Source organism: Chitinophaga sp. (assembly GCF_036569125.1).
In the GTDB taxonomy this organism is placed as follows: Bacteria; Bacteroidota; Bacteroidia; order Chitinophagales; family Chitinophagaceae; genus Chitinophaga.
On the sequence record NZ_DATCRF010000267.1, the window covers coordinates 1 to 9,994 of the forward strand.

The following is a 9,994-nucleotide window of genomic DNA, read 5'->3' on the forward strand; positions in this document are numbered from 1 at the left end:
CAGGGTGGCCTTATCCAGGAAGGCTGCATACAGGCTGTCAATATACCTTAACAGCTGCTGCTTTTGCCGCAGGTACAACATATTGTAGTATACGGTAGTTACCTGCTGCCGCAGCTCTTTTTCCTTTACAGCTGCATTCAGTACCCCGCCCTTCCATTCAGCATCCAGCAGGGCTTTTTGCCGGGTGTAAATGGTGGGGAACTTCATGCTTTGGGAGATGGTGAACTTTGTATCGTTGTAGGCGCTGTTAATTTGCCCATAGTCGCCGGTGAGCATGGTTTGTGTCAGATCCCAGCCGCTGCCTTTAAGCTTTTGCAGATAGTCGGCCTGCAGCTTATCGGTTCGCAGGCTGCGGTTGTTCTTTACAGCAGTATCAATGGCTGCCTGTAAAGTGATGGGCGTTTGCGCCCGAGCAGCCGGTATGCACAACAATAGTAAGGGCAGCAATACTGCTGCTGCTACTGCTTTGGGCGGGCGTGGATGCGTACCTTTTTCAAACAACAGGTACAAAGCCGGCAGCACAAACAGCGTAAGGAAAGTGGCTACCAGCAAACCACCTATTACCACGGTGGCTAAAGGCCGCTGCACCTCTGCCCCGGCGCCATTGCTTAAGGCCATAGGCAAAAAGCCCAGGGAGGCCACAGAGGCCGTCATTAACACCGGCCGCAAACGCATTTTGGTGCCTTGCAAGATGAGCTGTTTTACATCTGTAATACCCGTTTGTTTTAAACGGTTGAACTCGGCTATTAATACAATACCATTTAACACGGCTACGCCAAATAATGCAATAAAGCCAACGCCGGCAGAAATGCTGAAAGGCATGCCCCGTACAGCCAGCGCCAGTATGCCGCCAATGGCCGATAAGGGGATGGCCGAGTAAATGAGCAACCCTTGCTTAAACGAGTGAAAGGCCAGGTACAGCATAAATAAAATGAGCAGCAATGCTACGGGTACTGCTATGGACAAACGCTGTTTTGCGGCCTGCAGGTTTTCAAATGCGCCGCCATAAACAACATGATAACCCGGTGGTAAGGTAATGCGCTGCTGCACCTTTTGCTGCAGCTCTTCCACAATGCTCTGCACATCGCGGCCCCGTACGTTAAAACCTACCATAATACGGCGCTGCGCATCTTCCCGCTGGATCTGGTTAGGGCCTTCCTCTATACTTACCATTGCTACCTGGCTTAAAGGCACCTGGGCGCCGGTGGCTGTGGGTATCAGCAGCTGTTGTACATCCGTTACACCTGTACGCCGGGTACCGCTTACCCGCACTACCAGGTCGAAACGTTTTTCCCCTTCGTATACCAGTCCGCTGCTTTGCCCTGCAAATGCGGCATTCACTGTTTTGTTAATGTCGCTGATGTTAAGGCCATACTGCGCAATGGCATCCCGGTTGTAGCGGATCACGATCTGCTGCATGCCGGTGGCCTGCTCCACATAAAGATCGCTGGTACCTTTAATGGTTTGCACAATGCCGCCCAATTTGCCGGCCATGTGGGCCAGCGTATCCAGATCCTCACCATAGATCTTACACACCACATCCTGGCGGGCGCCGGTCATCAGCTCGTTAAAACGCATCTGCACCGGGTACTGAAAGCCGAAAGTAACGCCGGGTACATCTTGCAGGGCCTTACCCATTTTCTCTGCCAGCTCATTGAATGTTCTGGCAGAGGTCCATTCCTTTTTATCTTTCAGGATCACCATCATATCGCTGGCATCCAGCGGCATAGGGTCCGTGGGGATCTCACTGCTGCCGGTTTTGCTTACTACTTTTTGCACTTCCGGGAATTTTTCCAGTAATATTTTGCTGCCCTGGGAAACTGCGTTCACAGAAGTGTTCAGGTTACTGCCGGTGAGCACCCGGGTCTCTACTGCAAAATCGCCTTCTTCCAGCTGGGGAATAAACTCCCCCCCCATATTGCTTAATACTATCAAAGCCACTACCAGCAGGGCTACAGCGGCAGCTATCAGCATTTTTGGATATTGTATTGCCCTGCCTAATACGCGCTGGTAACGGGTGCTGAGCTTATCCATCATCCTGTCTGACCAGCTTTCCTTAGCAGGTATCTTCTTACTCAGGAACAGGGCGCTCATCATGGGTACGTATGTTAATGATAACAGGAAAGCGCCTATTAATGCAAAGGTTACGGTTTGCGCCATGGGTTTAAACATTTTGCCCTCAATGCCGGATAATGCAAATACCGGCAGGTATACAATGAGGATGATCAGCTCCCCGAACACGGCTGCATTCAGCATTCTGCCGGATGTTTCCTGCACCAGGCCATCCATTTCAGGCTGTGTGAGCTTTACCTTATCGGAGTGATGCAGGCGGTACATGCAGCCTTCTACTATGATCAGCGTGCCATCTACAATAAGGCCAAAATCAAGCGCGCCCAGGCTCATAAGGTTACCGCTTACGTTAAAGATGTTCATGAGTATTACGGCTATGAGCATGGATAAGGGAATAACCGATGCTACCAGTAACCCTGCCCGTAAGTTGCCCAGGAACAATACCAGCACAAACACCACTATCAATGCGCCTTCCAGCAGGTTACGCTCTACGGTGCCAATGGCGTTCTCCACCATTTTGGTACGGTCCAGGAAGGGGTCTATGATCACGCCTTCCGGTAAGGTTTGCTGGATCTGCTTTACCCGCTCTTTGATATTGCGGATCACGGCATTACTGTTAGCGCCTTTTAACATCATTACCACGGCGCCGGCCACCTCACGTTCACCGTTATACGTCATAGCGCCGTAACGGGTAGCATGGCCCAAACGTACTTCCGCTACATCCCTTATCAGCAGCGGCGTACCATTGTTAGTGTGTTTGATCACGATCTTACTAATATCGTCCGGGCTGCCTACCAGCCCTTCACTGCGGATGTACAGTGCAATGGGCCCTTTTTCAATATAGGCGCCGCCGGTGTTCTGGTTATTGTTTTCCACGGCGGTAAACACATCATTGATGGTAATACCCTGTGCGCTGAGCTTTTCCGGCACTACCGCTATTTCATATTGTTTCAGGTAACCGCCAAAGCTGCTTACATCTGCCACACCTTTTACGCCCAGCAATTGCCGGCGCACTATCCAGTCTTGTATAGTGCGCAGCTGCATGGGATCATATTTATCCTCATAGCCTTTTTTGGCCCGTACCGTGTACTGGTATATTTCTCCCAGGCCGGTTGTAACGGGCGCCAGCTCGGGCATGCCCAGCCCCTGCGGGATCTGCGCCTGCACCTGCTGCAGGCGTTCGGTTACCTGCTGGCGCACCCAGTAAATGTCTACATCATCCTCAAATACAATGGTTACTACGGACAGGCCAAAGCGGGAAAAGCTGCGCATTTTTTTCAGGCCGGGAATGTTGCTGGTGGCCTGCTCTATAGGAAATGAGATGAGGCGTTCCACATCCGGCGCACCCAGCGAAGGGCTTACCGTAATTACCTGTACCTGGTTATCTGTAATATCCGGCACCGCATCAATGGGCAGCCGGGTTACTTCGTAAACGCCATAACCCATGAGGGCCAGCATACAAATACCCACGATCAGCTTATAACGGATCGAAAAGCGAATAATATGGTTAAGCATGATGGTTCAATGTGCAGATGTGCAAATGTGCAAATGTGCAGATATGCAGATGTGCAGATGTGCAGATGAGTAGTACTCATTTGCGGTTTGCAAATGCAATGATGAATAAATGAATGGATTAATACTGAGGTGATGTGCCAGTAGCTATACGTGTATAACATGTGCTGCATATGCATATTTGCACATCTGCAAATTTGCATATTTACACGTTTGCACATCAGCACATTGGCTTCGGAGGCTGGAAAATATCAGGATGGTAAATAAGCGGGTGAAAGCGGTTGATATAAGCGGGATATACCACTACTACCTGGCGCTGTGTGGCTATTGTTAATTGTGGTTGTGAGGGAGGCGGCGGTACCGGGCTGGCATTGGTTACATGCTCATGCGATTTGAAGGGCAGCTCCATATCGCGTTCCCAGTCCTTGTCCTTTACATCGCCGCTGAAGTAATGCTCTACTACAAAGCCCCATATGGAAGTGCCGGGTTTTTCGGCCCGGTGCTCATTTAAGTGTGCAAAGAACACGGGGATCTTGACGAGCTCGATCAGTTCGGTCGTGTTACACAAGTAAATAGTGAGTAGTAATATGCTGATAGCGCGATGCACGGAACAAAAATAAGCAAAAAGGTGAAAGCAGAAAGCAAAAAGCTGGGAAGTACTGCGCGGGAGAAAGAGAACGGATTAGGAAAGGGTGAAAATTGGAAGCAGAAAGCCAGGGTAATGTGGCTAGAAAATGACGACAAAGGAAAAGTAAAGTGGAAGCAAAAAGCATTAAAGTAATTGGGCTTTCTGCCTTCACCTTTATGCTTTTTGCTTTCTGCTTTCTGCTTTCCGCTTTATGCTTTCCGCTTTATGCTTTCTGCTTTCCGCTTTCCGCTTATTTAACCGCTTCCCTCCACGCAGTGGCCATTAAGCTGGCGCCGGCTACGCTGGGGTGTACGCCGTCGCCGGTCCAGTAGGAACCGGGGGCTACTTTCTGCGCTTTGTCAAAGATGCTTTGATAAGGTATGAATACAGCGCCAAAGCTGCCGGCTATTTCGCGGGCAGCCTTACGGTAATCATTAAACGCAGGGAACCATTTATCATCAACGGCTTTTACACCATTTACGGCAAAGGGCTCACCGATCACGAACTTCACATTGGGCAGCTTTTCCCGGGTGCGGGTCAGCAATGCTTTATAATCATCGCTATATTTCTGTACAGTGCCGGTATAACCGCCGGTAAGGGTGTGCCAGTAATCATTTACGCCTATCAGGATACTCAGCACATCGGGCTTAAGATCCAGGCAATCAGCATCCCAGCGTTCTGCCAGCTGGTATACCTTATTACCGCTGATCCCTTTATTATAGATCTGCAGGGTTTTATCCGCATGCTTTTCCAGTAAGGCACCGGCGGCCAGGAAAGCGTATCCATGGCCCAAAGCGCCGGCATCATTTGCATTCGTGCTGTCGCGTTTACGGCCTACATCGGTAATAGAATCGCCCTGGAAAAGAATAACGGCATTTTTCTTCAGCTCAATTTTAGCGGCAGGGGGAGCATTCCGGCGTTCTGCAGCCATTGCGGATGTTACAATTTCCTGTAAGCTCATGGCCATCACGCTGCCTATAGCGGCTTTCTTCAAAAAGTTTCTGCGATCAGATTGTGGAACCATATGATTTTAGATTTTAGATTCTAGATTTTAGATTTAGATTTGATAGCCTGGATACGGGATCCGCTGTGATATAAATCTAAAATCTAAAATCGTAAATCTAAAATTAATGGGTGCTTTTCTCAAAAACTACGGCAATATTATATGGCTACTGGCGGGTATTATTGCCGGCAGTGTACTGGGATTGGTGCTGGGGCCGCGTGTATCGGTGCTGAAGCCCATTGGCGATATTTTCCTGAACCTGTTATTTACCGCGGTGATACCACTGGTGTTCTTTGCCATTGCATCGGCCATTGCCAATGTGGACCGTACCCAGAAGCTGGGCCGCGTAATGTCTGTGATGGTAATGGTGTTTGTGGGTACGGTGCTGGTAGCGGCTTTCCTGACCATTGTGGCCATCTGGATCTTCCCTATTCACCAGCAGGTGACCCCGCAGGCGGGTGTTACAGAAAACATACAGGCGCTAAGCCTGGGTGAGCAGATCACGGCCCTGCTAACCACCAACGAGTTCTTTGAGCTGCTATCGCGCAAAAGCATGCTGCCGCTGATCATATTTTCTGTGATGATAGGTTTTGCCGTGCTAAGGGCCGGCGATGCGGGCGAACCTTTCCGCCGTTTCCTGAACAGCGGCAATGAGGTGATGAAAAGCCTTATTATTCTTATCATGAAGTTGGGGCCTATTGGCCTGGGCGCTTATTTTGCTTACCAGGTGGGCATCCTGGGGCCGCAGCTGTTTGGATTATATGCACGGTCCATGGCGCTGTATTATGGCTTTTGCCTGTTCTATTTTGTGGTACTGTTCAGCGTATATGCGTTTATTGCAGGCGGTATAGCGGGTATTAAAAGATACTGGAAAAATAACGTGGTGCCTTCCCTTACGGCAGTGGGCACCTGCAGCAGCATAGCCACTATTCCGGCTAACCTGGATGCGGCTAAAAAAATGGGGGTGCCGGATCATATCAGCAATATTGTGATACCGCTGGGCGGTACGCTGCATAAGGATGGGTCCAGCGTTTCGTCCATTGTGAAAATAGCAGTGGTGTTCGCCATGTTCGGCCGCTCGCTGAGCGGGGCAGATACTATACTTTTAGCATTAGGCATTACCGTTATAGTAAGCATGGTAGAAGGCGGCGTACCTAACGGCGCATATATCGGCGAGCTGTTAATGGTATCTGTATACGGATTTCCGCCGGAAGCCTTACCCCCGGCCATGATCATAGGCACGCTGGTAGATCCGATGGCCACCCTGCTGAATGCTACCGGTGATACGGTGGCGGCGATGATGGTTACCAGGTTTGTGAAGCGGAAAGGGGAAGCTTTTAGCGGTTAGCCTTTAGCGGTTAGCTTTTAGCTGTTTACCGCCTCTCCATATTTCTACTATTTTACGGGTATTGCGGATGTCCTGCGAGGGGTCTGCGCTGAGTACAATGAAGTCGGCCTTTTTGCCGGGCTGCAGGGTACCGTAATCGCCATCAATGTGCAGCATTTGCGCACCATTGCGGGTGGCGGCGGTCAGCACTTTCAAAGGGTTCATACCGGCTTCCGTCATCAGCTGCAGCTCCAGGTGTTCGGAAAAGCCCTGGGTGCGCACAGGTTGTGCGCCGGAATCGGTACCCATTACGATCTTTACACCTGCGCTGTCCAGCTTGTGCAGGTTACGCTGCGCAATATGAAAGGCGTTCATTTTCTTTTGCCGGTTGGGATCGTCCTGCTGCTGTTTTTTATAATCGGCGCTGATCAGCATTTCCCACACGCCGGGTTCCAGGGAGGCTTTAAACAAAGAATCGTTTAGCCATTCGGGTTGGTCGGCATACACAAAGTTAAAATCATCAATGCACAGGGTGGGTATGTAATAAGTGCCTTTGGCTTTAATGTCGTTGATAATGGCTGCATCCACTTCCTTATCGCGGATGCTGTGCGCCAGCACATCCAGGCCGGCGGCTACCAGGCGGCGGGCATCTTCCAGGTAATATACGTGTGCGGCTACACGTAAGCCCTGCTTATGCGCTTCTGCAATGGCGGCTTCATATACAGCGGGCTGCAGCCTGGGCTGCGTGCTGTCGCCATCTACCCACATCTTCACAAAATCTACTTTCAGGGCGGCCAGCTGCTGAATGGCTTTTACTGCTTCTTCCGGTGTTTGGGGCCGTAAAGCTTTGTCGGCAAAAGTGGCGGGCGGGGTACCATCTTTAGCGGCTAAGCCATAGCCTGCGGTATAAAAAGTGGCGCCGGGCAGCTGTCCATGCTGCGAGGCATTGCGCAGCGGGAAAATGATCTCCCTGTCCGTACCCAGACTTAAGACCTGGCTAACGCCAAAGGATTCATATTTCTTTAGCTGGCGGATGATGTTGCTCTGTGAATAGTTCTCCGGCCCTGCCTTATTGCCTTTGAGCAGGCCCAGGTGCCCATGCCCGTTCACCATTGACGGCATCACCGTTTTACCGGTACCATCTATTACCCGTGCATTGGCCGGCGCCGGGGCGCCGGGGGCCAGGATCTTTGTTATACGATCGCCTTCCAGCACCAGGCTTACCTTCTTTTTAGGGGCAGCGCCGGTACCGTCTATTAACGTAATGTTCTTCAGCACTATACTACGGGAGGCGGCAGCAGGCGCCTGCTGCGCATTCACATGGTATACAATAACTAACAGGAGGTTCAATACCAAATAGCGGCGTAGGTTCATAAGATGTTACTTGTTGATAACACCGAAGGTAGCTTTTTCTCTGCGCTTTTAAAAGCCTGCTCAAGGTCGGTTATCAGGTCATCTGATTCTTCCAGGCCTACGGAGAGGCGGATCAGGCTATCGGCTACTCCGGCGGCACGGCGTTTTTCGTCCGGGATGGATTTATGCGTCATGCTGGCGGGATGGCATAACAGGCTTTTGATACCGCCCAGGCTTTCGGCCAGCTTAAAGTAATGGGTGCTGGTTACAAAGGCCTGCGCTGCTTCGTCCGTATCTTCCTTTAACGTAAACGATACAATGCCGCCAAAACCTTTCTGCTGTTTTTTTGCAAGGTCATGGCCGGGGTGTGATGAAAGGCCGGGGTAAAATACTTTATCTACTGCAGGGTGCTGCTCCAGGAACTGCGCTATGGCCAGGGCATTGGCGCAATGCTGCTTTACGCGCAGGTGCAGGGTTTCAATACCCCGTATCAGCAGAAAGCTATCGAACGGTGAAAGAATAGCGCCACAGGCATTCTGGTAGAATTTAATTTCTGCGCCCAGGGTTTTATTGCGCGTTACCACCACACCGGCAATCAGATCACTATGGCCGCCTAAATATTTGGTGGCGCTGTGCACTACTATATCAGCGCCCTGTAACAGCGGTTGCTGCAGCACCGGCGAGGCAAAGGTATTATCCACACATAGCCAGCACTGATGCGCTTTTGCAATGGCGGCAATGGCGCTGATGTCGGAGATCTTTAAGGTTGGATTGGTGGGCGTTTCCAGCCATATTAAGCGGGTGGCGGGCGTAATGGCATTTACTACGGCCTGCAGATCGGCGGTATCTACGTAATGCACTTTAATACCAAACTTCTCATACACCTTGCTGAATAAACGAAAAGCGCCGCCATAAATATCGTCTACCGCTACGATCTCATCGCCGGCCTGCAGCAGTTTTAAGATAGCGTCAATGGCAGCCAGGCCGCTGGAAAAGGCAATGCCGGTTTCCCCGCCTTCCAGCTGTGCTACAATGTTTTCCAGTGTTTGGCGCGTAGGATTATTGGTGCGGGCATAATCAAAGCCTTTGTTCACGCCGGGTGCTTCCTGCACGAAGGTGGAGGTTTGATAGATCGGGACGGCGATAGCGCCGGTTAATTCGTCTACGGGGATGGAGTGGATCAATTGCGTAATAGTACTCATAACTTTTTTTTTAATTAATTCTCTTTTCGTTCCTTTTTGCTTCCCCAAAAAGGAACACAAAAAGGGGACCGCAACCGGTTACCGCCCGGTTGCGGGGAGGTACGCCGATTGGGCTTTTGTGCTACTGTGGCGCCAGGCATTTTGGCCTTGATATCAATGCGTGTGGGCCGGGCAAAAACCATGCGCTGAACTATGGTATAAGCTACTGTGGTGCCGGGCATCTGGGCCTTGACATCAATGCGATGGACCGGTGTTTATGCGTTTGTTTGCGCCTGATACCGAAGCGGATAAGGCAAAGACCATACGCTGTTCTGTAGCACAGAACGTTAAATAATACTTAGCAAGAAAGGTGAGTAAGACAGGTGGGCGCCAGTTTACGGAAGGCCGGTTTATGGGATTGCCATAAAACAAAAAAACTCACCTGATAGCCAGGTGAGTTTCTCTTTATTGTACAAAACCTTAAAGTAAACTTAGTACTGGGCTTATCTTCCCCGATATGAATCGGGATGGATGTAGCACCTTGCTCACCGCGTGAACGGTGGCTGGTTGCTAAGGCTTCGCAGGGCCATTTCCCTCTGCCTTTCTTGATAAGTGATCGTAAAGAACTGATGCAAAGATACAGGCGGGATTGAAATCTCCCAAAAAAATTTTGGCCTCTCCCCTTTTATTAACATCTGATTAGGGCCTTAATCCCGCTAACAATCGTAATCTTGCGCCACAACAAATTGTAGTGTAAATTCTAGGCAAAGTTATAAAACCGCCCATTCCTGGGTGGTTTTTTTATTATTACTTAGCGGCGGCAATGGTAGCCTCAATCCCTTTTTCGTAGGTGCCTGGCTGGTAGTTAAAATAATCATTGAACTTGGTTGAATCAAAGATGTACGGATGATTATTCTGGT

Annotated in this window: 7 protein-coding genes and 1 riboswitch; of the genes, 2 read left to right on the forward strand and 5 right to left on the reverse strand. The window is 50.3% G+C overall.

Translation table 11 applies throughout. From position 1 onward, the window contains the following. Both VIM87_RS09800 and VIM87_RS09805 read right to left on the reverse strand, forming a co-directional pair. Positions 1–3,585: CusA/CzcA family heavy metal efflux RND transporter (locus VIM87_RS09800; protein WP_331996818.1), on the reverse strand; the 3,585-nt coding region annotated here is incomplete at its 3' end. A 217-nt stretch (positions 3,586–3,802) separates the two neighbouring features. Next, positions 3,803–4,189 (reverse strand): hypothetical protein, encoded by a 387-nt coding sequence (locus tag VIM87_RS09805; RefSeq protein ID WP_331996819.1) that lies wholly within the window; start codon positions 4,187–4,189, stop codon positions 3,803–3,805. A gap of 21 nt (positions 4,190–4,210) precedes the next feature. On the opposite strand from VIM87_RS09805, the gene VIM87_RS09810 reads away from it, so the two are divergent. Then, positions 4,211–4,363 carry a hypothetical protein gene (locus VIM87_RS09810; protein WP_331996820.1) on the forward strand — a complete coding sequence of 51 codons (153 nt, stop codon included), beginning with the start codon at positions 4,211–4,213 and terminating at the stop codon, positions 4,361–4,363. Positions 4,364–4,460: 97 nt separating this feature from the next. On the opposite strand, the gene VIM87_RS09815 is transcribed toward VIM87_RS09810, so the two are convergent. Beyond that, positions 4,461–5,204 (reverse strand): SGNH/GDSL hydrolase family protein, encoded by a 744-nt coding sequence (locus VIM87_RS09815; protein ID WP_331996821.1) that lies wholly within the window; start codon positions 5,202–5,204, stop codon positions 4,461–4,463. A gap of 136 nt (positions 5,205–5,340) precedes the next feature. Here VIM87_RS09815 and VIM87_RS09820 point away from each other — a divergent pair, with 136 nt between their 5' ends. Next, complete coding sequence (locus VIM87_RS09820; RefSeq protein WP_331996822.1) at positions 5,341–6,561, forward strand: dicarboxylate/amino acid:cation symporter; 1,221 nt, start codon at positions 5,341–5,343, stop codon at positions 6,559–6,561. A 3-nt stretch (positions 6,562–6,564) separates the two neighbouring features. Here VIM87_RS09820 and VIM87_RS09825 read toward each other — a convergent pair whose 3' ends face one another. Then, positions 6,565–7,914 carry an amidohydrolase family protein gene (locus VIM87_RS09825; RefSeq protein ID WP_331996823.1) on the reverse strand — a complete coding sequence of 450 codons (1,350 nt, stop codon included), beginning with the start codon at positions 7,912–7,914 and terminating at the stop codon, positions 6,565–6,567. Further along, positions 7,911–9,095 (reverse strand): PLP-dependent aspartate aminotransferase family protein, encoded by a 1,185-nt coding sequence (locus VIM87_RS09830; RefSeq protein WP_331996824.1) that lies wholly within the window; start codon positions 9,093–9,095, stop codon positions 7,911–7,913. The genes VIM87_RS09825 and VIM87_RS09830 overlap by 4 nt, the downstream gene beginning before the upstream one ends. 479 nt (positions 9,096–9,574) lie before the next feature. After that, a riboswitch (SAM riboswitch) is annotated at positions 9,575–9,689 on the reverse strand. Positions 9,690–9,994 lie beyond the last annotated feature (305 nt).

What these genes read in the sequence shown, in the direction of transcription:
- VIM87_RS09820 (WP_331996822.1), top strand. Translation starts at nt 5,341, where the DNA reads ATGGGTGCTTTTCTCAAAAACTACGGCAATATTATATGGCTACTGGCG.
- VIM87_RS09825 (WP_331996823.1), bottom strand. Translation starts at nt 7,914, where the DNA reads ATGAACCTACGCCGCTATTTGGTATTGAACCTCCTGTTAGTTATTGTA.
- VIM87_RS09830 (WP_331996824.1), bottom strand. Translation starts at nt 9,095, where the DNA reads ATGAGTACTATTACGCAATTGATCCACTCCATCCCCGTAGACGAATTA.